Raw genomic sequence first — 24,459 nt, 5'->3', positions numbered from 1 at the left:
ATTAAGGGTTTATTTCCCTAATTATTACAAAGGTTAAATTAAAGTCTTCAATTCCTTGTAGTTAAATTCAGTTAAGCTGAAATTATAAGTTACATATTGCTAGATTAAGTCACGGAGTCTTTTATGCGCTTGCGCTCACTCACGGTCGTTTTTATTTCCTGTCTCATCACCTTTCTATCGTGGGTGAGCATTCCCCCTGCTGTAGCACTGACACAGATTAGATTATTTGATGTTTCCTATAAAGAGTGCCCACCAGAACTAGCACAAGGGGCTGTTACCAGTAGTGGTAGCGCGGCTGCTAATTGTTTTCTTGTCATTGGCAAAGCAGAAAATGGCACTTATAAAACAGTCTACGACGCAGATATTTTTGGACGCATCTATGATGCCAATAATGACTCAGTAATGCAAAACCGCACTCGCTTAGGTTCTATTGCTGAAGTGCCACCAGGCATTAGCGATTTTGAATTGAGAATTTCTGTACCTGCGAATCAGCCTACTCCGTTGAAGCTGAAGCAGTTTAAAGCAGCTGGATTTAGCGGCCAAGTGCGTAGGTAATACCAATTTTGGATTTGAGATTTTAAAGCCAGTACATTGGTATTAATGTTACCAATGTTTGAACAAGTAGTCATAAGCTTAAAAGACTATCTAAGTAAACAGTTCTACAAAAACAATTCATATTGCTACGAAGCCGTATTTAACATTATCTGGCATTGTGCCCAAAATCTAACTTACCCAGATTTCCACAAAGCCATGAACTAAACAATAAGCGCAGAATTCTTTCTCTTCCTCCGCCTTCCTCTGCGCTTCCCTCCGCGTCCCTCTGCGTTAAAAAAGAATCTCCTCCCTCATCCTCTCTTCCAGCACATCCAATAACCCATCCACATCCTTCCCAACTTCCTCAAAACAAATTGGTGGTGGTGGTTCCGGTGCAAACTGAATTAATTTAATTTCCCCTTTCCCAATCCCAATCATCACAACCTCCACTTCCGGCTTGTGATTCTCGACAATTCCTAAAATTTCTTGCAGCCGATTTTCAACTCTAATATTTAAATTCTCTATCTGCTCTTTCGGACAATAAACAAAATGCGGCGTTGGTTGCAAATCAATACCAACAGTACCTTGACTGTCACCATTTGCTAACCACAATCCCCAAAACAGCGCCGCCAATTCTTGCTGATTTGCTTTGACAAACTTATCCAACTGGCGACGCCACTTAGTATCACCTGATTCTGGTTGACTATTACCAAAAAACATAAATAATTCGTAATGAAGACACAAAACTTTGCGCGAAAGTTATCTCAAACCTGACTGTACACGCCAGAGGCCGGAATAAATTCCATCTTTCTCCAGCAATTGCTCATGGGTTCCCGACTCTACTAATTTCCCATGTTCCATGACATAAATGCAATCGGCATTGCGGATAGTGGAAAGACGATGAGCGATCGCAATTGTAGTTCTATCTACTGTAATCCGTTCGAGCGATCGCTGGATTGCTGCTTCTGTCTCATTATCCACTGCTGAGGTCGCTTCATCTAAAATCAAAATGGGGGGATTCTTCAAGACTGCACGGGCGATCGCAATCCGTTGTCTTTGTCCACCAGATAACTTTTGTCCTCTTTCCCCCACAATTGTCTCATAACCTTGGGGCAGATCAATAATAAATTCGTGCGCCTCGGCTATCTTCGCCGCCGTGATAATTTCTTGCTCTGTATTCTCAAAGCTACCATAAGCAATATTCTCTGCTACAGTGCCATGAAATAGAAAAACATCTTGGCTCACTAAACCAATACAACGGCGTAAATCTTGTAAATTCAAACTTTGCAAATCAATGCCATCGAGAGTAATGCTTCCCGTTTGCACTTCGTATAACCGCAACAAAAGTTTGACTAAAGTGCTTTTACCAGAACCAGTTGAACCGACAATTGCAATGGTTTTTCCCGCCGGAATATCCAAAGACAAATTTTTAATTACTGGAAATCTGTCTTTATAGGCAAAATAAACATTTTTAAATTGGACTTCACCGCGCACTTCATTCACAGGTAACGCCACATCACCTGTATGAATAGCGATAGGAGTATCCAACAAATTCATGACTCGATTAGTAGAAGCCATTGCCCGTTGATATTGGTCAAATGTTTCGCCTAATCTTGTTAAAGGCCACAGCAATCGCTGGATTAAAAATACTAATACGCTGTAAGTACCTACAGACATTTTTCCAGAAACTGCTGCCATCCCGCCATATAAGAGTAATGCTGTAAAACCGACTAAAATCAGCATCCGAATTAACGGTACAAAAGCAGCAGAAAGAGTAATTGCTTTAGAGTTACTCCGGCGATAAGCTTCACTATCTAATTCCAAACGAGAGGCTTCATAAGCTTCGGCGGTGAAACTTTTAATAGTAGTAATTCCGCTAATATTGTTTGACAAACGCGAATTCAGGAAACCTACCTTTTCGCGCACATCAGCGTAACGAGGTGCAAGTAGTCGTTGATAAGCAAAGGAACCCCAGAGGATAAATGGCATCGGTGACAAAGCCATCCACGCTACACTTGGAGCCAAAATAAAGAAAGCAGCCCCAATAATTAGAACAGTTGCGGAAACTTGGATAATATCATTCGCTCCACTATCTAAAAACCGCTCTAATTGGTTAATATCATCACTCAAGATAGACATTAAACCGCCAGTGCTGCGTTCTTCAAAATAAGCCAATTCCAACTCTTGCAAATGTTTGTATGCATCCAAACGCAAATCATGCTGAATATTTTGAGCCAAATTTCGCCAAAGTCGAGCGTAGGCGTACTCAAAAACAGATTCTAGTATCCAAATGATGACGGTGAGGAAGGAAATAATCAAAAATTGTTGAAAGACATCGCGTACCCCTAACTGGGCAATTATGGAATCTTGCTGCTTGACTACCACATCCACCGCGACGCCAATTAAGCCGGGTGGTGCTAAGTCGAAAAATTTATTGAGGGTAGAATAAGTAGTCGCTAGCCAAATTTGTTTACGATACTGGTGTCCATACTCAAGGAAGCGCTGGAGAGGATGCGTTGAATGTTTACGCTTTCTTGATGCCCGGTGAGATTTTAATACAGTAGCCACAGGTTTTTGCGGTTTATTTTAATATAGCGAGAATTACTTTCACTATTAGGACTTTCCAACAAATTAGAAGGAATTGCTCTACTATTACCAGCGAATCTACTGTAATTTATTAGTGCGATCGCTCTATTGCCGCTTCTATTTTATCTATCTTCAAGGTCTTTACCAATGCCCCAAATATTCCCAAGCGTATTAATCCTACTCGCCCAAAGGTTGATGTTTATTTTATAGGATTATGAAAAAAATATGAGGATATTTAACGGCAAAGTAAATGACTCCACCAGAAAACAAACCTAGTTTACCAGAGGTTCACCGCAGTATTAGAATCCCTAACAGCAGCAGCTTTTGGCGCAAGATGATGGCTTATACAGGGCCAGGGTATCTGGTTTCTGTAGGATACATTGATCCTGGAAATTGGGCAACAGACATCGCTGGGGGGTCAAAGTTTGGGTATGCTCTATTAACAGTGATCCTGCTGTCGAATCTGATGGCGATATTACTCCAATGATTATGTGTACGTTTAGAAGTTGCTACAGGACGAGATTTGGCGCAGGCTTGTCGGGATTATTTCAGCCGAAGGGTAAGCTTTTGTTTATGGGTACTGTGTGAAATTGCGATCGCAGCTTGTGACTTAGCAGAACTACTAGGAAGTGCGATCGCACTACAACTTTTATTTGGTATTCCCTTAGTATGGGGTGTTTGCATCACAGCATTGGACGTTCTGGTATTGCTATTCCTACAAAATAAAGGCTTTCGCTATACAGAAGCCCTAGTAATAATGCTAGTAGCAACAGTAGGCATCTGTTTTACAACAGAAATTCTGTTTTCCCGCCCTGATATGGGGGGGATTTTGTTAGGATATCTGCCCAAGAAAGAGATTTTACAGAATTCAGATATGCTCTACATCGCTATCGGCATTTTAGGTGCAACAGTGATGCCTCACAATTTATATTTACACTCTTCAATTGTGCAAACTCGTGATTGGCAACCTAATACTAAAAAAAGATGGGAAGCAATTAAGTTTGGCACAATTGATTCAACTTTTGCTTTGTCATTAGCACTATTTATCAACTCAGCAATTTTAATTGTATCTGCTGCAACGTTTCATTTTTCTGGTAATCAGAATGTGGCAGAAATTCAAGATGCTTATAAATTACTTTCACCTTTGTTAGGAGCGAGTGCTGCTAGTGCTATTTTTGGTATTGCCTTACTTGCTTCTGGACAAAGTTCAACACTGACTGCAACTCTAGCAGGACAAATTGTTATGGAAGGCTTTTTGCAATTTCGCTTTCCATCTTGGTTACGCCGTTTGATAACCCGTTTACTTGCCATTATTCCAGCGTTAATTACAATCATTATTTTTGGTGAAAATAGCACAAGCAAACTCATAGTTTTCAGTCAAGTTATCCTCAGTTTACAGCTACCCTTTGCAGTGATTCCATTGGTAATGTTTACGAGTAATCGCCGTTTGATGGGTGAATTTATAAATCCCTTGTGGTTGAAATCTTTAGCCTGGTTAGTTGCTATTATTATCGTTGGCTTAAATATTTGGTTGCTATTACAAAGTATCTTGGGATAATTAGTACCGGAGGGCGGAAGTGAAAAGTCTAAAAGCTTTAATTTTGGGCTTTATGGCTGGTTTGAACGGTAGATAGTTTCATGCCAAATAATATTCGCGTCAAATTAAATGGTTTTATTAGAAAATGGTAAGCGAGAATTTTTTTTGAGAACAGACACTAATTTTCTCCTTGTGTAGCTTCATATAAAGCTTTTAAGTCTCGATGATATTGAGTTTGACTAAATCGCAGCTATACGGAATCACAAATGTTTGATCTCTACCATTGGTGGAACAACGGTTGCGATCGCTTGCTGTAGTATTAGCCTAAATGACTCTAAAGATCAACAAAAATGAGCATTATCGTCTTCGGCAGCATAAATATAGACTTGGTAGCAACAGCACCCCGTTTGCCAGTCGCCGGAGAAACGTTATTAGGAGAAGAATTTTTTAAAGTTTCAGGAGGTAAAGGAGCTAATCAAGCGGTAGCATTAGCAAAATTGGGAATTCCTACCCAAATGGTGGGGCGTGTAGGTGCAGACGATTTTGGTGGGGAACTTATTAACAATTTACAAGCATCTGGTGTGCAGATTGGCAATATTTTCGTGGATGAGACTGTTAGTTCTGGAGTCGCGATCATTGCCGTAAATCATGCTGGTGAAAATCAAATTATTGTAATTCCTGGTGCAAATGGGTGTGTGAATCAAGAAGATGTAGAACGATTGTCCCATTTATTACCAGAAGCGACAGCACTGCTTTTACAATTAGAAATTCCGATTGCTGCTGTGGTTGCAGCAGCTAAAGCAGCAAGAAACACTAAAATAACGGTAATTCTCGATCCTGCACCCGCACAATCTGATTTGCCAGATGAACTTTACCCGTTAGTGGATATTATTACACCGAATGAAGTTGAAGCAGGGCAGTTAGTGGGTTTTGCTGTGGATGGAGAAGAACTTGCAGCCAAAGCAGCTGGAGTTTTATTAGAACGGGGTGTGAAATGTGCGATCGTTAAACTGGGTGCTAAAGGTGTTTTTTGTGCCACTGCTGAGGAAAAGTTTTTTGTACCCGCTTTTCCAGTTCATGCAGTTGACACAGTAGCTGCTGGCGATGCTTTTAATGGCGGCTTGACGGCGGCGCTTTTTGAAGGACTTTCTTTACATCAAGCAGTTGTTTGGGGTGCAGCAGCCGGTGCTTTGGCGACGACAAAACCAGGCGCACAAACTTCGTTACCGGATAGGTTTACGTTTGATGCGTTTCTTCAAGAAAGGTAAATAAAAAGCCCCCATCTTACCTTGAGGGCTTGGGATTTTGGAAGCATCCACTTTTGGTAGAGCGACTTTTTTAGACTAAGCATATAGTAGGGTTTTTGGCATCAAGCAATTATGTTTCTGCCAAAAGTGGATGCTCCCGGCATTCTTTTGCTATGGGACTCCGATTTGATTTTTGAAATCCGCGTAGGGTGTGTTAGCGCAGAAAGTATAAAACTATTTCGGGCTTTTGGTGCGTTACGCTTCGTTAACACATCCTACAAGAATACTTAAATTTTTTCAAAACAATTTACGATTTCCATAGATATCGGCTCAATCCCTTCTAGCTACGAGCAAGGGTAATCTGGGCAGCGTCAAAGTCTTGTAGCCGAGTCATGTTTCCACTCTCTTTATTTATGTTATACACAGCATTGGGTGTCTCATACCTCTGCGCTCCAAATGCTAAAAGTTGACCTGTTCCAGAGCAAACCAAGCTTTGTAAGCCATTATTCCATGCTTTACCATTAAGTTTCAATTGTGCCAGTCTGATCGGTGTTTTTTGATTTGAGTCTAGTTGCACCAAAGTTGTATCACCATTTAATCCCACTAAAGAGGTATAGAGTTTTCCATCTGGGCACTGTGCTAGATTGCTGGCTCGCTCATCGCTTGGGAATTTAACCTTACTAATAGTAGTGATCTCTCCTGTTTGAAGGTCAATATCTACCAATGCGATCGGTGGTGTACCGTTCTTCTTATTTACTAAACCGATGAGTCGCCCATCATTAGTCCCTAGCAAACTCCCAAGCTGTTGATTCTGTTTTAGTCCTGAGATTATCAAAGTTTTTACAGGCGTACCCAAAAATGTAATGCGAGTAGGTGTTGCCTGTTTCCTACCAGTGGTAACAGGAGTAGCGGCTACAACAAGTGTGCCATCGCTTAAAGAAGTAAAGCCACTCAATGTCTCATTAGTCTCTACTAAAGGTCTAACCTGATTGGGAGCCTCATTGAGAACTACGCCATTCGTTAAAGAACCGAGGTTACTCAATATATCATCGACCTTTCCTAAAGCTGTACCGAGCTGGGCAATTGTGCCATCGCTTAAAACAGCGAAGCTACTCAATGTCTCATTAGACTGTACTAAAGCTGTACCGCGCTCGGCAAGTATTTGAGTAACTACTGGACTTAGAAGTTGAACCCTTCCTGTATTTAAGGATTGCAAAATAAAGGAGTCCAAAACAAGTCCTAGCCCTACAGGCTTAATATTTGTAGGTACAACGTTTGCGGTAATGCTATTTAATTCAGTGGTATCTACCTCTGGACTAACCGTTTGGTCTGTGCTGATGATAGAGCCAGAACCTATCCCTACAATTTTGAAACTTGGTGTTTGCGCTAAAGTTTTGTTGCTTAAATAACTAAGCCCAGATACTATAGTTCCACCAAGTACCAACTGACCAAACTGCCGACGTGATAGCTTGAAGCTCATATTTCCACTCCTAGAATTAATGACTTTTATTAAGTAGCAATGTATTGAACGTAAACGGGTAAAGTTATGATATTCGCGTCCAGGTTGCTACTGAGGGTGTTCCATTGTTGTCACTAATAAAAAGCATGTACCAGCCTGGTACTGCTATGTTTCGATTGGTTGCTAGCGTGACATTGAGAGAAGTAGCGTTTCTAGAATTAATCCGCACATCCACTAACCTTTGTTCTGTATCGTAGGAATGAGTGGTTGCCATTGGCTTAATCAAACTAACCCATTTGATATTTCCAGCCTGGGGTGTCTGAATTGTAAATTGCTGTCCGTAAGTCAATACGTCAGGAGCGCTTTGAATAATTGGGCGCGATCGCGACATATACGCAGGACTGTAGATTTCTAATCGCAGTTCATTAATAGTCCGGTTAGGGTTACCCCCAGCTGTGACTACCCTACCATCTGGTAAAAGCAAGGCGACTGAGTGATATACACGGGGGACATTTTGTTTAGCTACTACTGTCCAGGTATTTGTAGCTGGATTGTAGATTTCTGCTGGCAGCATTGATTGTTTTGTGTCTTCATTCATTTTGCTACCATTGCAGACAAACACTGTGCGATCGGGCAACAAAACTGCACTGTGATGCATCCGAGCATAGTTTAGAGGCTTTGCTGCTACATAAGTTGGGTTAGTAGCTTTTAAATCTACAATATTGACCCTGTTTGTTGCCGTGTTACCACTACCCCCACCGAGAATCATCACTTTTTGGTCTTGTGCAGGTGGTAAAAGCACGCTGGTAGCTTGATTTCCGAAGGCTGGGTCTTGCAGCCCTGGCACCACTTTTTCGGTAATGGATTCTGTAAATGTCTCTGGCAGGGTTAGTATAGTTGGCGCTACTCCATTGTTACCGCCCATTTGGGCACCTGAATAAAAAAGCTTTCCACTATTGAGTAGAAACAGATTTGCGTATGCCGGGAAGGAACTAGTTGTTGGAAAAGCGTTCCAACCATTTGGAAAGAAATATGAATAAATTTCTGGTTGTTTGTTGAGCTTGCCATCTTTATCCGGCCCAGATATTGCAAAGACCCGACCGCTACCTAGTGTTAACAAAGTAGGATACCAGCGACCATTATTCATTGGTAGTATCTTGAACCATTTCTCGCCAATAGGATCAAATATCAGGGCAGAGGGTGAACCATAAAATGGGTCATAGCGCAAAGTTCCACCCGCAACTAATAACCCACCATCAGGACGGAAGGAGTGACCGGCGCAAAAAATATCAATAGGCTGATTATTACTATCTAATGGAGCCTTTTGACGGGTAAAGGTTCCTTTGCCCACATCCCAAACCACACTGTCATAGGGAGTATTTAACCGACTGGGATCATTACCTGAACCGCAGAAAAAGAATACTTTACCAGTACGAAGTAAAGCGGCATGTATAGGCAGGATTGGAGCACTATACGGCAATACTTGCCATTTGTCTGTGGTACTAGCCTGAGCGATGAAAGTCCCTAAATCCGTTTCTTCTAAAAGGTTAGGGTTGTTATGAGATTGAGTCACTTTATTTACAATTCTTCCTACGTAGGTTTGATCTTTTTGTTCTTTGTTTGAGTAGCTTATTTCTAAAATTATATTTATACTTTGTAAGCTTTTCTAATGTTAAGATGTGATGTTTTTTATAACAAGATTAGATAAATACCGTTTTTTTATTAGTAATTACGCTGTCAATTTTGCCTGTTATCGAGTATCTAATTAAGCCTTGCACTGTGTTTTTTCGGAAAGGATGAATCACGCTTTGAAATTTGATGTGGATACCTTTCAGGGCTTGGCATTGAGCATTACTGGCTAAAAACTTGTGTTTTTGACCTTTGATTTGTAACTAGTTTTGCACGCTCAGGTGTCGCATATTTAATTTGCCCAACTAAGACGCGCAGAATGCCTACCCCACAGGAGATTGGTTTATTGGAGGATGCAAATTGAAATATTTTTAATTTATTTTGTATTAAAAGAAAAATAATTATCTAAAATCTGAATTACAAGTATAATACAATACTTAATACATAGTTAATAGAATTAAAAGGATGACAACCGATCACACCCCATAGCGATCGCAAATTTGAGACAATTAGCTGAGAGATTCTAGCCATAAGCATGATACAAAGTACAGCCAAAGCGTAGTAAAGTAAAGTAGTAAAGCTCAGAGTGGGTTGTAAAAATCGAAACCTACTTAGTAGAAACAGTGGTAACGTCAATCGCTCTCAAAGCAAGATTGTCGCCATGAGCAACTCAACTCCAATGAATGACGAGAAAAATCTTTCCAAGAAAAAGGGCAGGACACTCCCTCCCAAGCTGATCATCTGGCTGGGAAAGTTTGTCTGGACGACTATGTGGCGGATCATGATGTCAAAGCTGGCTCCTAGCAATCAGTCGGGAGCTTATGTTCGTCCTAATAGCCAGTTTCGGAAGTTCATTGGCACAGAAGAAGGAAATCCACACCCACCAGCAGTAGGGCGCTACAAACTATATGTTGGGCTGGGGTGCCCTTGGGCGCATCGAACCCTAGTTGTGCGATCGCTCAAAAAACTCGAAGCGGTAATATCAGTATGTATCGTCTCTCCTTCTCCCATTGAAGGCGGTTGGATATTCAACGAAGAAGAAGAAGGTTGCCGCACACTGGCTGAATTTTATCAGTTGGCAGAACCTGGTTACAGTGGACGCTCTACAGTTCCAATACTATGGGATAACCAAACAAAAACCATCGTCAATAATGAAAGTTCAGAGATTATCGTCATGCTGAACTCTGAGTTTAACGAGTTTGCCAACAATCCCACGCTGGATCTTTATCCAGAAACACTCAAAGAAAAGATTGACTGGTGGAATGAAAAGATTTATCACGCGGTAAATAATGGTGTGTATCGCTGCGGCTTTGCCCAAAGCCAAGAAGCATACAATCAAGCCTGTAATGAACTGTTCGCAACTCTCGATGAGATTGACATTGCATTACAAACTAGTCGATATCTGTGTGGGGATAATCTCACCCTAGCAGATGTCCGTTTATTCACGACGTTATTTCGGTTTGATAGTGCCTACTATGGGTTGTTTAAGTGCAATAGGCAGCGAATTCGAGACTATGAGAACTTGGGAGCTTATTTACGTGATTTATATCAGCTTCCAGGTGTAGCTGACACCTGCGATGTAGAGAGTGTGAAGCGGGACTACTACGGGAATCTATTCCCACTCAATCCGGGCGGGATTATTCCCAATGGGCCTGATATGTCTTATCTTTATCAACCACATGGGCGCGATCGCATCGGCACAGTGAACGCTTCATGAGGTACAGTAATCTACTTACAAATAGTTAAAAAACTGCTTATAGCGCTTCTGGTTTACGTGAGATACACCCGTAGGGGCACGGCACTGCCGTGCCCCTACATTCAGCGATTGTTGTACCGCATCTGAATCGGAACCGCTATATGACATTCTTTTACCACAAAATATACTATTTTGGAGATGTCTAATAATTAGTCCGATCTAGTTGATTCTGGAGGCGATCGCTCACGATTAGAGAACTAATAGCCGATAGTTCTAAAATCATGTAGGGTGCATTAGGCGCTTTTTTTAGCTTTTTGCGCCGTAACGCACCCGATAAGAAAAGGCGATCGCTTGGTTCTTTACACAGTCAACGGTTGCCCTTTTTCAATTGCTGGTTGCTCATTGGTTGATTGCTTGAATCTATTGAGCCATTTCTCAGCCTTTGAGTAGTTATCTTTTTGTACCTGTTTACTTGCTTGTTTAAAGTGTAATTGTATACCCCAAACATCTGAGTGGAAACGCTTCTCTTTCTTCATCCGCTCAAAGAATTCTCCAGCTTCGATATGGGAGAGTTCGCCAACCGTTTTAGCGATCGCTAAGAACACCTCAAACACATCATCTGCCATTTTGGCATCACCACATACGTAGTAATTACATTGCGGATGATTCAATAAATGCCAGAGTTCAATATCTTTTTCTTGCATCAAGCCTTGAACATAGACTTTTCTATCTGTTAAGCGCGAAAAGGCAACTTCCAACCCAGTCAGCACGCCTCTATGCTGCCAATTTACAAGTTGTTCACTATAGAGAAAGTCATCATGATTCCGGCAGCCGAAGTATAAGCAGGCATCTCCAAGCTGTGTTCCTTGGTTCTGTAAGGCTTCACGATATTGGAGGAAAGCAATTAGCGGTGATACTCCTGTGCCGGGCCCAACCATCAGCATTGGCGCTTGCGGATCGGCAGGAGGACGGAAGCCAGAGGTGCGAATGCCAACCCGCACCTTTGAGGCAGGTTTCAGCCCCGCTAAGTAGTTAGAGCAAAGTCCTTGACGCACTTTACCTGCGTCAGTTTGCACTTGCAGCACCCCAACTGTAATTTGAATCTGTTGGGGATGCAGAAGTGGACAGGAGGAAATTGAGTAAAGACGTGGCTTTTGCTTCGGTAGCAGTTCCAGCAAGGCTTCTAAAGTAATTGGGGCGGAGGGGAATTCATCGAACAGATCGACAACACTCATGAAGTTGTCCGTAATCGTTTTCTTGAGCGTGATGCTGTCGGGATGATCCTCTCCTTGGCGCAGAATTTCTAGCCAAGTTTCCAAACGTTGTTTGTCTTGGGGATTTTGTGCTGCTGTGTACAAGTAAGCTAGTAAATCGTTCAACGGTTCCCGCAAGGCTAGATCAAGTTCTTCCAACAGAAGCTGACCAACAGTTGTAGGAATTGCAATAGGCGGCTGGTCTTCAGTTACTATCCCATCAGGTGTAGTGTATTGAGCAGTGAAATAGACATCAGGAATAACACCGATTCGTTCGCATAAACGATTCACGAGTTCTGGCGGATTGCCAGGATGTACAGCAATGTGGTCGCCTGTTTCGTAGTGTAAATCTGTACCAGAAATATCGAAGACGAGATAGCGAGTGGAACGGCTGCCAGGAATCACTTCTTGCAGCAGTTCATCATTGGCAATTAACGGAACTTCGATGCCTCTATCACCGCTTACGGCTATGGGGGTAACGGTTGCAGCTTCTGCTGCACTCAAGAATTTCACCGTCAGTTTTGGTGTAGCGGCGTTTGTGGCATTACCAGACGTTTCATCTGCACCCAACATGCGGGAAATCAGTCCCAACCACTGTTTGAAAGTATTAGCTTGTCCCTTGATTTCATCGCCTTTGTGTAGTGGCAGAACACAATTTGCCCCTGCCTTGGTAAGTGCCTTATCGACAGCAATCCCTGCCGCACAAAACTGTTCATACACGGTGCTGCCAATCCCTAAAATAGAATACTTTAAGCCATTAAGGGAACCCGCAGGCTGTTGCTTTAGCCGTTGGAGAAATTGCTTACCGTTACTTGGCATTTCACCGTTGCCGAAGGTAGATGTGACAATTAATAGCAGCTTTTCAGAAGCAAGAGTATCAATACTCATCTCATCCAATGCCATGACTTGGGGACGAAATTGTTGCAATTGTCGTGCTGCTTTGCGAGCGAACCCTTCGGCAGTGCCTGTTTCTGAGGCATACAGGATGAGAATCCGGTCTTTCTTATCTCCATCCTCATCGGGTACGGCAATGAATTCCTCTAGATTGATGCTCTGTTCCACTGCCCAGCGATCAGCAGCATGATGATAAGCAGGTTCTAGATAGAAGTCGCGCATCTGATGATGCCATACCGGACATGCACTACCACCGGCGGCGGGGACAACCCAGCCCCAGTCACCCGGACACTCACGCCCGGCTTTCTTCTCGCGCAAGTCGTGAGTTAAGAACTGACGCGAGGCTGTTTGGTGATCTACCATCGTTACCTTCGCTTTCTGGAAGGAGTAGAGGATGGCAATGTTGAGTTCGAGGGCGACGCGATCGCGCCACAGGGTTTGTTCAGAACTGGTATCTAACTTTAGGGCTTTGGCAATGTCCTCCATCATGTTATAGCGGTACTCGTCAAGGAAATTCCGCATGATTTCTGTACCCATGTACCAGCCATTGAAGGGAATACAACCATAGTTGATGCCGCCAATGTGAACGGAGAAGTTACTAATAGCCGGAATGCCGTACCACCGCATACCGAGTGACTTCAACTCTGGAATGCTGGGATGCTCGATTTCCACTTCCAGCACTTCGTCTTTGTTCCAGTGATACATCTTCGGTTGCTGATTGGCAGCTTCAATCACCAGTGGCAGAATGTCGTAAGCTGTGCGTAGTTCTGGTGGTTGCCAGCCAAATTTGATGATGGCGTTGGTCAATTCCAGGTTGGCTGGGTCGCCCAAGGTGCTGCCATCGGGTTGCTGATATGCGGCATAGCGATACAATTGGGAATTCCAGATCCGATGTCCCCAGCGTTCCTTGGGTTGCTTAGGACGGAAGACAGTCATGGTAATTTGCAGATTGCCGCCGTTAGTGGCAAAGCGGACGTGTTCTCCCAGTTCGCGGAACATTTCATCTGGGTCGGTGACGTGACGGCGATCGCGCACTACCATATTATTCCAGGCAATCCGCCCGACACATTTGGAAGCATTACGCCAAGCTAACTGTGCCCCGTATGCTAATTCTTCGTAAGTATGAGTATAGGTGGCTGTTGCTTTGACTTCTTCCTTAATTTCTTTCCATCGCCGTTCCTTATCCTCCAGTTCCCAAGCTTGCTCAGATGCAATTAACTCTAAAAATTGTTTTGCCTTTTTGAGCAATCGTTCTTCATTCAGCTTTGGTAACTTAATGACGTTGATCACTCGCTCGATCACCGTCACCCATCCCTGGGACATCTCTGGCGTAAAATTTGGGATGTGCCGTTCCATTAAGGCAATCATGCAGTCTGTAATTGCCGGATAGGCACAGGTGGGTACATCCGCACTACCATGCACCTGCCCCAAAAAGCGTAGTTCGCGCAACATCTCATCGCTGCTGCCAGCTTTGAGGCAGTTGACCAAAAATTCTAGTGCCTGGAATAAGTGAAGCGAAAGATAATCCATGTCTGCCCGTCCAAAAATGGGCAGCACAAACGGATATTTTTCAAACAGCATTTGATAAAACTCAATCCCCATCTGCTGCTTGTTTTGGCTCATGACTTGCCAGGAAGCTGCCATTTTTCGTAACAGTTCTGCTGGTAAGGTTTCTTCATAATTACGAATTGCATCTACCATCGGTAGAATCACATGGGTATTGAAGAACTTATATAATGCAGAGTTTAGTCCTTTTGTCAACTCCTCGCGATCATATTCTTCCAGGTAGGGAATCGACGGCAGCATCCACATCCATACCTGCCGTGCTTTTATCCAGTGGTGAGGACGCATTCCTATATCCGCAAAAAACTTGCCGTACTCTTCAACGCTCTTGAACCCATCCTCTCGCTCTGGTGGCACACCCATTAGCGGTTCGCCAACGATATTTTGAGTCTCAGGTTGAAGTTGGTGGACACAGCAGTCAAACAATTCATATAAAAAGTCTGCCATGCTGTCGATCGCTTCCCCAAACAGATATTCCAAGTCTGGTTCTTCCAGCAACAAACGCTTGAAAAACTTTTCCATCTGGAGTTCTTTCCAAGCTCGCAGTTTGTTCCATGCGTCTTTGACAAGCACTTCCTCCTGTGACGTTAGAGGAATGGGTTGGGGTAGTTCAACCTCAGCCTTGGCATTATCATTATCTTGACGGCGCAGCGAACGAACACCATTTTGTCTGCCAAATATAGTAACAGTACTGCTGTCACCTTCATTTATGCTTTGCGTTAGACGTGCTTTTAACTTTAGCTGTGGTGCCTGACTCCAGGTTAGAATGGGAAACTCTAAATCCGCATTTGAGTCACCCTGGAAATATTCTTGTGTTGCAAACGTAACCGTTCCAGCATCTTGCCAAGGATTAGTAATATCTCCTTCTCGGTAGCAGAGTGTGATGGAAATCGTGCAGTCACCCTTATTCTTCAACTCTACCAACCAATTAGGCTGCATTCGTGCAAACAAGTCCTTCTGCAACAAAGCCTTACCATCGTTCGATGCGAGATACACACGGCATTTGTACTTATAAGCATTGGAAGGAGGAAAGTCAATGGCAGAGACTTCAGTTAAATGAAAAATTCGTTGATTATTATCAGACTGATTATTGTGCATGTTATAGAGATTGGAGAAGCATTGAACTAGGCGTTTACAAATCTGAAGTGAGACTGAATGTCAATTCTAAGCTCAAAGTAACATATGAGTATTGTTGACGCTTAGAGATGATTGGTTGATATCGCTTATTGCCGCACTCAATTAATGGTAAGTTGAGAATTATATCTCTTAATCCTAGTTGACGGTAATAGTTTTCTTGACTTGTAATGCCCGGTGTAAGTAATGCTTCTAGTTGCGAAGCAATTACTTCATCTTCCACCATCGGTCTTTGGATCTTTTTAGCATGGTTTCTGCTGGTTTTTCGACTGACGCTCATGGTTCCCCACAAATACTCAAATACCTATTCTGGCTGAATTAAACATGATTTTTTCTAAATGCCAATATTCCTCACATAATGACTGAGAATGATAATCAAATAGACTTAGTGGGCAAGCATTGCTAGCCTCGTACACGCACTATTCTCATTATTATGCAAATTTATTTATACTCAAAAACGCAGAAATGTTGAATGCTGATACAAAACTTTACATAAATAGTTACACTAACTCTAAAAAGCCTAAATTAGTCAACATAACATCATCTCCTCAAACCAATGAACATAACTGATTTTCTGACACATACAAGATTGAAGATAGCGGAATTTATCTAATAGTGTATGTCCCCATTGTGTGGGAATATATAAAAGCTGTAAAATCAGATAAGCTATCAAACTAACGTAAATTTGTATGGTGATACCATTGACGTTTTTGGTAATTAATTTGTCAAGTTTCAAGTGCATCTTTAAGAACTTCCACAAGAGTTCAACTCCCCAACGTAATCGATAAATATCCCTAATTTCATCATCACTAACAGCTGCATCTCCAGATGAAGGTAAATTAGTTACTAAACGGAATTCAGTTTTAGTTTCTAAATCACAAAAATTAATGACTCTATAGGCTTGAGCATCATCAGATGCACCTACTTTGACTAATCCACTTGCATCCTCAAATTCTAGTTTCCAATTGTTTTTAATCCGCAAAACAAAATATTTGTTTTCTTGTACCAATTCTTGAATAAATTTTAATCCCGCAAAGCCTCTATCCATTACTCCAACAGCATTTATTGGTAGATTAGACATCATTTTTGAGCCAAATTTATAATCATGGTCGTGACCAAAATTGATGAAGTTATCTTCTGGGCTTCCTGTGGAGAGATTTAAGGAACTGAACAGCTTGACTTGATGATGACCTAGTACCCATAACAACTTACTTGTCAGACTAATAATTGTTGAATCTATTGGACAAATTGCATATTTATCGTGTAACTTTTTTTGAACTTTCTTCTGTACTAATTCATTTAATTTTTGGTAAATTTCTTGAAAAGGTTTTTGAGTTCGATGTAAGTTTGCTTTAGAGAAAGTAGAAATATCTACCTCAAACCCTGTGTTGTTTAATCTCTTAAACAAATTTCGCATACTTGTTAAGCTGTTATCCATAGCATAAGATAACCAGCACTCAAAGAACAGACGACTGTTCAATACTGGATAATCGTTTTTTGGCAGTCCTCTCAAGATATCTTTGACAATCTTGGGAAATGAATTTATAATCACTATCAAATATATATACTTTAATGTTCCGCCCAAAATTTAACATATTTTGGGCTGTTTTTATCGGATTTTTCTTAACATTCAACACTTTTGTCAAAAACGTATTGACATTCACTCACTTTTAACTTGTTTCAAATGGTGTAATTGTGAACCAAATTAATCGAGTTGCAATTGTCGGTGGAACTCATGGCAATGAGTTTACGGGGGCATACTTAATCCAAAAATTTGCCCAGTTTCCCGACTTGATTACTAGACAAAGTTTTGAGACAGTGACTCTGTTAGCAAATCCTAATGCTTTTGCGGCGGGGAGGCGATATGTAGAGAAAGATTTAAATCGTTGTTTTATCAAGCAAGATTTACAAGATCCGACTCTGAGCAGTTACGAAGAATTGCAAGCTAAATCAATCCAGCAGACTCTAGCATCAAACAAAGATAAACAAACTGATTTTATCTTAGACTTGCACAGCAGTACATCTAATATGGGTTTGACAATTATTTTGGTAAACAGTCATCCCTTAAACTTGAAATTGGCTGCTTATCTGAGCCAGATTAATCCTTTGGTTAGGGTTTATCGTTGCTCTTTTAAATCAATTGAAGAAAACCCATTTGTAAATTCTCTGTGCGAATTAGGCTTTGCGATCGAGGTTGGCCCTATTGCCCAAGGACTCTTAAAAGCGACGCTATTTCAACAAACAGAAGAACTTGTTTATGCGGTTCTAGACTATCTAGAACGGTTTAACCAGGGGGAAATTCCATCAACTAACGAAACGTTGATTCTATATGACCATTTATCAGTTATGGATTATCCAAAACAACAGGATGGTACAATCTTTGGGATGATTCATCCAGAACTTCAAGATAAGGATTATCAAGCCTTAAACCCAGGAGAACCAATATTTCTAACTTTTGATGGTAAAACGATTTATTATGAGGGAGCATCTGCCGTTTGGCCAATTTTTATTAATGAAGCAGCTTACTACGAAAAGGGAATTGCAATGTGTTTTACCCAGAAGCAGCAAATAAATATCTAAGATGTGTATAGAATTTTTTGTCCGTAGTTTACCGCCGTAGGCATCGCTTTTTATTGGAAGTGATGATAAAAATTGAGCATCCTCATCAATTATTTATATATATAAAGCATTGCTAAAACTTACTTATACGTTTACATATTTCTTGGTTATGATATATTGATGACCAGCAATTATTATATATCAGGGTAAAAAGTTGTCCAAAAGGCTGATCAAGTCGAGATTAAAGGAGCGCTGAGTCGAAGTACAAAACTTGATCGATAAAGCCCAAACCTAACATTATATTTACGCTTAAAATAATGAAAATCAAGCGACAAGAAAACAAACCAATAGCCAGTCTTTCTTTAGACTTGGATAATGTTTGGTCTTTTTTAAAAAATCAGGGCGCTCCAGGTTGGGAGACTTTTCCATCTTACTTGGATATTGCAGTCCCTCGTTTCTTAGATATTTTTCAGCAATGGGATTTGACAATCACAGTCTTCATTGTCGGTCAAGATGCAGCGCTGGAAAAGAACACCAAGGCATTACAAGCCATCGCCACTGCCGGCCACGAAATAGGCAATCATTCATTTTACCACGATCCTTGGCTACATCTTTATTCAGAGGATGAGATTGAACAAGAGGTGGCCTTAGCCGAACAACATATCAAACGCGTCACTCATCAACATCCTATTGGCTTCCGGGGGCCTGGATACAGTTTCTCTCCTGCGGTATTGAAAGTCTTAGCACGACGGGGATACGAGTATGATGCTTCGACTTTTCCCACATTTTTGGGGCCTATCGCCCGAGCATATTATTTAATGACTTGTAAACTGAGCAAAGAAGAACGCAAGAAACGAGAAGCCCTTTTTGGTGGTTTTAAAGAGGGTTTGCAGCCTCTAAAACCTTACCAGTGGAAGATGGGTAAGGATAGACTCACAGAAATTCCTGTTACTACCATGCCAATTTTCAAGGTGCCAATTCACTTTAGTTACATAATGTATCTGAGTACATTTTCTTCGGAAGTGGCGTTACTCTACCTGCGAATTGCCCTGTGGCTGTGTAAACTGACGCGTGTACAGCCTTCTTTGCTATTCCATCCCACAGACTTTGTAAGTCAAGAGGATGTGCCAGAGCTATCATTCTTCCCTGGAATGAGCCTTCCCACTTATAAAAAGCTGGCAATAGTGAACAAAAGTTTGGAAATTATATCCAGTCAGTTTAATGTTTTGACTGTTGGACAACACGCCAAATCCGTAGCCAGTGCCCGTCAACTGCCTGTATTAGTGCCTCAAAAAAGGTAAAAATATGAGCTATGCGATTGATAAGTCGAATTTGTATCCTTAATTACAAATAAAATTAACTTTGATCTGTTGTTGAAAAGGAGAAAATAGTGTTTGCAAAAAGATAAATTTATTTTAAAATAGTCCACTATTCCAATGTCTTTATTAAAAACTTCTGGTGATATCCCTTCCCCAGAGGTTATTTTTTTTTAAATTCGATGTCTAATCAGATTTTTTAATCGTTATCTAAGTTTGAATATCAGTAAATTATCTTGAAACCAGCTGGTATTTGCTAGTAAGTATGTGTAAAGTAATTGAGAGTGATAACTATCTCTAATTTCTGACACATCCATCTATGGTAAGACTATGGTAAGAAAAACCCAACGTCTTTTGCTGCTAGTTGTTTCCTGTAGTGTAATTGGTGTAGTTTTAGGAGGTACTGCTGCTTGGGCAGAAAGCAGTCTCTGCTTGGAAGACAGTAAGGTTACAAGTGAGTGTGTAACCCAAGATCCGATCCAAAAAACTATCCAAGGAATGAGTACCGGATTGGTAGCTGGGGCTGGGGCCGCTTGCGGTGCAGCATGGCAGTTACGGCATGAAGATTGAGTGTAAACTACTTACCACTAACCCGGAGTACCGGGTTAGATCAGATTTTTGTACTAATTGACCAGTGCCTTTACTTAAGCTTTCGCTCAACATGAGGTCTTACCTCCCCTTTTACAGCAGAGACGGCAGAATCTTCCCTCAATAGCCATCTGATATCTTCTGCTCTAATATTTATCGCTGCATTTCTATTTCGGCCATCGTGAATACCTGAGTGCCGATCAGTCCTTTCTGAGGGAAGCAATTATAGTGAATTCGCAAGAGGGTTGTATTACAAAAACTGGACACGGAAGAATTTCTGTTAAAGTTGGGCGGTCAATCATCTTGATTTATGTGCCTTTGGAAGAATACCGATCTATTAATGCACAAGCAAATTTCTGATGTTGTTCAGCTAGATGTTGAGGAGAGATGAACTGAGCATTGCCTATGAAGCGGTACACCCAGCGACAAAACTCCTCCAGCGATCGCTCAGGAAGTTTAATATAAATAATCTACGTAAGCAGGTTTGCGATTTTTTACCTTTGACCCTAGTTTTATATCTTGCTTAGGATGTCGCTTCTCGCCCTCTTGGATACATTCCATAACTTCAGGAAAAAATCGAACTTGCACTTCCACAAGCTTTAGTTCTCCACGAATCTCCCGTCGCTGATTATAAAAATATGACTTGGGTTGAACCAAAATCTAGTAAGAAAGTAGTAAGCAGAGCAGGTGATATTTTAATAAGTTCGGATTCATCTGAAGAAGAAAATCTAGAAGCATTAGATATTGTCAGCAATTGGAGGTCATCATATACATTTACCTTACATATTATTGCAAGTTTATTAAGGTCTAAGGTAAAGAATGTTGAAAAAAATGCAATAATTACCCAAAGATTAAAGCGTATTCCATCAATACTAGGAAAACTCAAACGCCTTCCTAATATGAGATTACATACAATGCAGGATATTGGAGGATGTAGAGTAGTTTTATCAGATGTAAAAAAAGTACATGCTTTAAGAGACTTACTATTAAATAGTAAAACAAAAAATGAATTGGTAAAGCAAAATGATTATATCGAAAATCCTAAAGATTCAGGATATAGAGGGATACATTTAATTTATAAATACAAAGGTAAAAAAGATAATATATATAATGGGTATACAATTGAAATACAAGTAAGAACAAAGATACAGCACTCATGGGCTACAGCAGTAGAAGTTGCAGGAACATTCTTAAAACAATCTCTAAAATCAGGAGAAGGCTCTGAAAAATGGTTACACTTTTTCAAGTTAGTAAGCTTGCTTTTGGCATTTCTAGAAAATTGTTTACTAGAGAATATAAGCAATGAAAAGTTAAAAAAAATTAAACAAGAAGTAAATATATTAGTAGCAGAATTAGAAGTATTCAAAAAACTTCAAGCATTTTCAGTATCAACTCATCTAATTACTGATAATGGAAATAATGATGTTTGTGGTTATTTTCTGATTCTGCTTAATATTGACAAACAAGATGTTAAAATATGGTCTTACAAAGAAAAATACCGTTTTCAAGCAACTGAAGACTATAATAATTTTGAAAAAAAATACAAAGATACAAAAGAAGTAGATATCGTATTAGTTAACGCCAAATCAATAAAGACATTAAAAAAAGCATATCCAAATTATTTTGCTGACTCTAAAGAATTTTTAGACAAACTTAACGAAGTTCTAGCAAAAGAAATATAAGTGAATCCCTAGAGTTCCCAGAGAATCAATATCTGTCATCGCAGAGGATATTTTCAAGCGATCGCACAATAATGGACAACAGCAAGGCATTGTTTGACTAATAGGGATGACCGAGTTCGGCTGAAAAACTATGAGTTAATTGCAGCTCCTGGACACGTTAAAACCCAGGATCATTGTCTAACTGTGCTATCCGTTGTAGCGAAGTGTTAGCTGCAACCGACTGAATCGATATCTGGCTTAGGATGCAAAGAAGCAAGCGTGTGGGCGCATTTGCATTGTTGATGCCTTATAGACAATAATCACAAATAAAGCAGCTTTGGCTTCTTTATGCGAGATAATAAATATAAAATATGGCGATCGCAATCGATTTTGGTACTAGCAACACAGTCATTGCTCGTTGGAACCCTGTAACCCAACAGCCAGAAACCCTGAATTTACCAGGTTTATCAATTAAACAAAGTCTCAATCCACCACTGATTCCCAGCTTGGTTTATGTTGAAGACGCAACAAAAAATCAAGTCTTAATAGGGCAACAAGTACGCGATCGCGGTCTTGACCTCAAAGGCGAAACGCGATTTTTCCGCAGCTTCAAGCGGGGTATCGGTGCAGATATCCAAGGTTTCTTACCCGAACTAGATGGACAAATTGTCACCTTTGAGCAAGTAGGGCAATGGTTCCTCACGAAAGTAATTGAAGAACTAGCTCCCCTGGAAGGGGGGTTAGATTCTCTAGTGTTAACCGTACCTGTAGACAGTTTTGAAGCTTATCGTCACTGGTTGGGGACAGTTTGTCAAGCCCTTCCGGTCGAACAAGTGCGGATGTTGGATGAACCCACAGCCGCCGCCTTGGGTTATGGCTTGGCAGATCAAGAAATTCTCTTGGTGATTGACTTTGGCGGCGGCACTTTGGATTTATCCCTTGTCCGGCTGGATCAAGGTGTGCAAGCAACCACAAAGCCGCTCGGATTTCTTCTCAAGTGGGGTAATAAGTCTCTGGCTGAAAATTCAAAACAAAAAGTTAAAACTGCCCGTGTCCTGGCGAAAGCTGGGCAAAATTTGGGCGGTACTGATATTGATAATTGGTTGGTAGATTACTTTGCCAAAACTCAAGAGTTGGCGATAAGTCCATTGACAACAAGATTGGCAGAACGGGTAAAAATTCAGCTATCAACTCAAAACCAAGCTAGTGAAGTTTATTTTGATGATGAGACATTTGAAAGCTATGAACTGGAATTAAACCGCGATACTTTTGAAGATATCCTCAAAGAACATGCATTTTTTGAGTTACTTGATGAGTCGATGACGACACTGTTGCAGCAAGCAAAACGCCAAGGGATAGAACTTCCAGATATTAATGCAGTTTTGTTAGTTGGTGGGACAGTGCAATTGCCAGCAGTGCAGACATGGATCAAACAGTATTTTGAGCCAGAAAAAATCCGTTGCGAACGTCCCTTTGAAGCGATCGCTCAAGGTGCATTACAGTTAGCACAAGGGATACAAATCAAAGACTTTCTGTATCATAGTTATGGTATCCGCTACTGGGATCGTCGCAATCAGCGTCACAAATGGCATTCTCTGATTAAAGCTGGGCAAGCATACCCAATGAGTCAACCAGTGGAATTAGTCTTAGGTGCTTCAGTGGAAAATCAGCCCAGCATTGAACTAATTATGGGAGAGTTAGGAGCAGATACGGGTAGTACTGAAGTTTATTTTGATGGCGATCGCTTGATTACCCGCCGGATGGACAATACTGAAATCAGCGTCAAACCCCTTAACGATCAAGAAGGCGCGAGGACAATTGCCCAACTGACACCAGCCGGATATCCTGGAAGCGATCGTATAAAAATTCTCTTTCAAGTTGATGAGCAACGGTTTTTGCGAATTACCGTTGAAGACTTGTTAACAAATGATACGCTGTTGGAAAATCAACTTGTGGCACAGTTAAGTTAATTAATTAAAAGGATTTAAAAGTGGGATACCGCAGCCGTCAAAATCCCGGATGTTGCGCGTTACTAAAGTCAATTGATGAATTTGAGCAGTAGCAGCAATCATCATATCTGCTTGGGTGTGTGTTTTCCCACTTAATCTTAGTTGACCTCGTAATTCCCCGGAGCGCTTGGCAATTTCAATGGTGATGGGAAATACTTGACAGTTATTTTCCAAAAAGCTTTCAAACCATATTTGAATTCTAGGGTTAGGCTTGGATGTCAGTCCGTAAAATATTTCTTCAACGGTGATTGCACTCAGAACTATTGAGGAAACTTTTTCTGCCCATTTCACTACACCAGAGTCAGGTTGTAGTCTTACTAATTTGCTGATAATGTTAGTGTCACACAGAAAAGTCATCGATGGCATCAGCGAACGCTTACCCACTTTATAAGTTATTTCTAACCGCCCATTTTTAACCATCCAAAAACTTGATTGACGGTTAGTGCAAGTTGAATTTCTGGTAATACAGGCAAAAAATCTTCTCCCTGGAGTAACACTGGTTGTTGCTCTGGTAGAAATACCAAAATACTGAAATTATCAGGGTCAAGAAACCATCGAAGGTGGCTACCATACTTTAGACAGTAGAGAATGTTGCCAATTACTTTGTTGGGTTTTTGTTCTAGCGAAAGAATCTCAATCGTCCAGTCTGGTGGAAGCTCAAAATTATCAGGTATTTCATTATCAACGCTGAACGGTATGCGTCCCCACTAAAATACAGCTACATCAGGTACAATTGAGCGATGTTTACGGCTGGCTACGCCTACGCCAAAACTACACCGTAATCTTGCAGGCTT

General features: G+C 41.1%; 17 protein-coding genes and 2 pseudogenes. 10 read left to right on the top strand and 9 right to left on the bottom strand.

Annotated features, from left to right (window positions below):
- Positions 1-123: 123 nt before the first annotated feature.
- On the top strand, positions 124-555 hold the full coding sequence (locus tag LC608_RS22845) for a biotin carboxylase (RefSeq protein ID WP_229555710.1): 432 nt from the start codon (positions 124-126) through the stop codon (positions 553-555).
- A 45-nt stretch (positions 556-600) separates the two neighbouring features.
- Positions 601-759, top strand: coding sequence for a hypothetical protein (locus tag LC608_RS37640; RefSeq protein WP_374108432.1), 159 nt, complete (start codon positions 601-603; stop codon positions 757-759).
- Positions 760-825: 66 nt separating this feature from the next.
- Here the strand turns inward: LC608_RS37640 and LC608_RS22840 are convergent, their stop codons facing one another.
- Complete coding sequence (locus LC608_RS22840) at positions 826-1,254, bottom strand: hypothetical protein (protein WP_229555707.1); 429 nt, start codon at positions 1,252-1,254, stop codon at positions 826-828.
- Between the two features lie 39 nt (positions 1,255-1,293).
- Positions 1,294-3,102 (bottom strand): ABC transporter ATP-binding protein, encoded by a 1,809-nt coding sequence (locus LC608_RS22835; RefSeq protein WP_229555706.1) that lies wholly within the window; start codon positions 3,100-3,102, stop codon positions 1,294-1,296.
- A gap of 268 nt (positions 3,103-3,370) precedes the next feature.
- Between LC608_RS22835 and LC608_RS22830 the strand changes: the two are divergent.
- A pseudogene (locus tag LC608_RS22830) lies at positions 3,371-4,678 on the top strand (Nramp family divalent metal transporter).
- A gap of 329 nt (positions 4,679-5,007) precedes the next feature.
- A complete protein-coding gene (gene rbsK / locus LC608_RS22825; RefSeq protein ID WP_229555704.1) occupies positions 5,008-5,925 on the top strand; it encodes a ribokinase in 918 nt (305 codons plus the stop codon).
- Positions 5,926-6,244: 319 nt separating this feature from the next.
- Here the strand turns inward: rbsK and LC608_RS22820 are convergent, their stop codons facing one another.
- Complete coding sequence (locus LC608_RS22820) at positions 6,245-7,384, bottom strand: hypothetical protein (protein ID WP_229555702.1); 1,140 nt, start codon at positions 7,382-7,384, stop codon at positions 6,245-6,247.
- A 64-nt stretch (positions 7,385-7,448) separates the two neighbouring features.
- Complete coding sequence (locus LC608_RS22815) at positions 7,449-8,936, bottom strand: galactose oxidase-like domain-containing protein (protein WP_229555701.1); 1,488 nt, start codon at positions 8,934-8,936, stop codon at positions 7,449-7,451.
- Positions 8,937-9,653: 717 nt separating this feature from the next.
- Here LC608_RS22815 and LC608_RS22810 point away from each other — a divergent pair.
- The gene (locus LC608_RS22810) at positions 9,654-10,709 is read left to right on the top strand and encodes a glutathione S-transferase family protein (RefSeq protein ID WP_229555700.1); all 1,056 of its coding nucleotides are present in this window, start codon (positions 9,654-9,656) and stop codon (positions 10,707-10,709) included.
- Positions 10,710-11,047: 338 nt separating this feature from the next.
- Here LC608_RS22810 and LC608_RS22805 read toward each other — a convergent pair whose 3' ends face one another.
- The 3 genes from LC608_RS22805 to LC608_RS22795 form a co-directional block, all read right to left on the bottom strand.
- Positions 11,048-15,496 carry a nitric oxide synthase oxygenase gene (locus tag LC608_RS22805; protein WP_229555699.1) on the bottom strand — a complete coding sequence of 1,483 codons (4,449 nt, stop codon included), beginning with the start codon at positions 15,494-15,496 and terminating at the stop codon, positions 11,048-11,050.
- Positions 15,497-15,530: 34 nt separating this feature from the next.
- Positions 15,531-15,812, bottom strand: a complete 282-nt coding sequence (locus LC608_RS22800) for a hypothetical protein (RefSeq protein ID WP_229555740.1) — start codon at positions 15,810-15,812, stop codon at positions 15,531-15,533.
- A 249-nt stretch (positions 15,813-16,061) separates the two neighbouring features.
- A complete protein-coding gene (locus LC608_RS22795; RefSeq protein ID WP_229555738.1) occupies positions 16,062-17,084 on the bottom strand; it encodes an IS4 family transposase in 1,023 nt (340 codons plus the stop codon).
- A 143-nt stretch (positions 17,085-17,227) separates the two neighbouring features.
- On the opposite strand from LC608_RS22795, the gene LC608_RS22790 reads away from it, so the two are divergent.
- From LC608_RS22790 to LC608_RS22770, 5 genes are all read left to right on the top strand, one after another.
- Complete coding sequence (locus tag LC608_RS22790; protein WP_229555698.1) at positions 17,228-18,112, top strand: aspartoacylase; 885 nt, start codon at positions 17,228-17,230, stop codon at positions 18,110-18,112.
- 296 nt (positions 18,113-18,408) lie between these two features.
- Positions 18,409-19,392 (top strand): polysaccharide deacetylase family protein, encoded by a 984-nt coding sequence (locus tag LC608_RS22785; protein WP_229555697.1) that lies wholly within the window; start codon positions 18,409-18,411, stop codon positions 19,390-19,392.
- A 345-nt stretch (positions 19,393-19,737) separates the two neighbouring features.
- Positions 19,738-19,977, top strand: a complete 240-nt coding sequence (locus LC608_RS22780) for a hypothetical protein (protein WP_229555696.1) — start codon at positions 19,738-19,740, stop codon at positions 19,975-19,977.
- A gap of 656 nt (positions 19,978-20,633) precedes the next feature.
- Positions 20,634-21,677, top strand: a complete 1,044-nt coding sequence (locus LC608_RS22775) for a RelA/SpoT domain-containing protein (protein WP_229555695.1) — start codon at positions 20,634-20,636, stop codon at positions 21,675-21,677.
- 350 nt (positions 21,678-22,027) lie between these two features.
- The gene (locus LC608_RS22770; RefSeq protein ID WP_229555694.1) at positions 22,028-23,626 is read left to right on the top strand and encodes an Hsp70 family protein; all 1,599 of its coding nucleotides are present in this window, start codon (positions 22,028-22,030) and stop codon (positions 23,624-23,626) included.
- Here the strand turns inward: LC608_RS22770 and LC608_RS22765 are convergent, their stop codons facing one another.
- On the bottom strand, positions 23,627-24,085 hold the full coding sequence (locus LC608_RS22765) for a type II toxin-antitoxin system VapC family toxin (protein ID WP_229555693.1): 459 nt from the start codon (positions 24,083-24,085) through the stop codon (positions 23,627-23,629). It lies immediately after the preceding gene.
- Positions 24,064-24,447 (bottom strand): annotated as a pseudogene (locus LC608_RS22760) (Uma2 family endonuclease); the annotation flags it as partial. The gene LC608_RS22765 and the pseudogene LC608_RS22760, both read right to left, overlap by 22 nt.
- Positions 24,448-24,459: the final 12 nt, after the last annotated feature.

This window comes from Nostoc sp. XA010, assembly GCF_020829625.1.
Lineage (GTDB): Bacteria > Cyanobacteriota > Cyanobacteriia > Cyanobacteriales > Nostocaceae > Nostoc.
The sequence above is the reverse complement of the archived record's forward strand: the minus strand, read 5'-3'. Positions and strand labels throughout refer to the sequence as shown.

Excerpts from the sequence above, each read along its gene's own strand:
- LC608_RS22845 (WP_229555710.1), top strand. The coding sequence starts at position 124 with ATGCGCTTGCGCTCACTCACGGTCGTTTTTATTTCCTGTCTCATCACC.
- LC608_RS37640 (WP_374108432.1), top strand. The coding sequence starts at position 601 with ATGTTACCAATGTTTGAACAAGTAGTCATAAGCTTAAAAGACTATCTA.
- LC608_RS22840 (WP_229555707.1), bottom strand. The coding sequence starts at position 1,254 with ATGTTTTTTGGTAATAGTCAACCAGAATCAGGTGATACTAAGTGGCGT.
- rbsK (WP_229555704.1), top strand. The coding sequence starts at position 5,008 with ATGAGCATTATCGTCTTCGGCAGCATAAATATAGACTTGGTAGCAACA.
- LC608_RS22820 (WP_229555702.1), bottom strand. The coding sequence starts at position 7,384 with ATGAGCTTCAAGCTATCACGTCGGCAGTTTGGTCAGTTGGTACTTGGT.
- LC608_RS22810 (WP_229555700.1), top strand. The coding sequence starts at position 9,654 with ATGAGCAACTCAACTCCAATGAATGACGAGAAAAATCTTTCCAAGAAA.
- LC608_RS22805 (WP_229555699.1), bottom strand. The coding sequence starts at position 15,496 with ATGCACAATAATCAGTCTGATAATAATCAACGAATTTTTCATTTAACT.
- LC608_RS22800 (WP_229555740.1), bottom strand. The coding sequence starts at position 15,812 with ATGAGCGTCAGTCGAAAAACCAGCAGAAACCATGCTAAAAAGATCCAA.
- LC608_RS22785 (WP_229555697.1), top strand. The coding sequence starts at position 18,409 with ATGAAAATCAAGCGACAAGAAAACAAACCAATAGCCAGTCTTTCTTTA.
- LC608_RS22780 (WP_229555696.1), top strand. The coding sequence starts at position 19,738 with ATGGTAAGAAAAACCCAACGTCTTTTGCTGCTAGTTGTTTCCTGTAGT.
- LC608_RS22775 (WP_229555695.1), top strand. The coding sequence starts at position 20,634 with ATGACTTGGGTTGAACCAAAATCTAGTAAGAAAGTAGTAAGCAGAGCA.
- LC608_RS22770 (WP_229555694.1), top strand. The coding sequence starts at position 22,028 with ATGGCGATCGCAATCGATTTTGGTACTAGCAACACAGTCATTGCTCGT.
- LC608_RS22765 (WP_229555693.1), bottom strand. The coding sequence starts at position 24,085 with ATGGTTAAAAATGGGCGGTTAGAAATAACTTATAAAGTGGGTAAGCGT.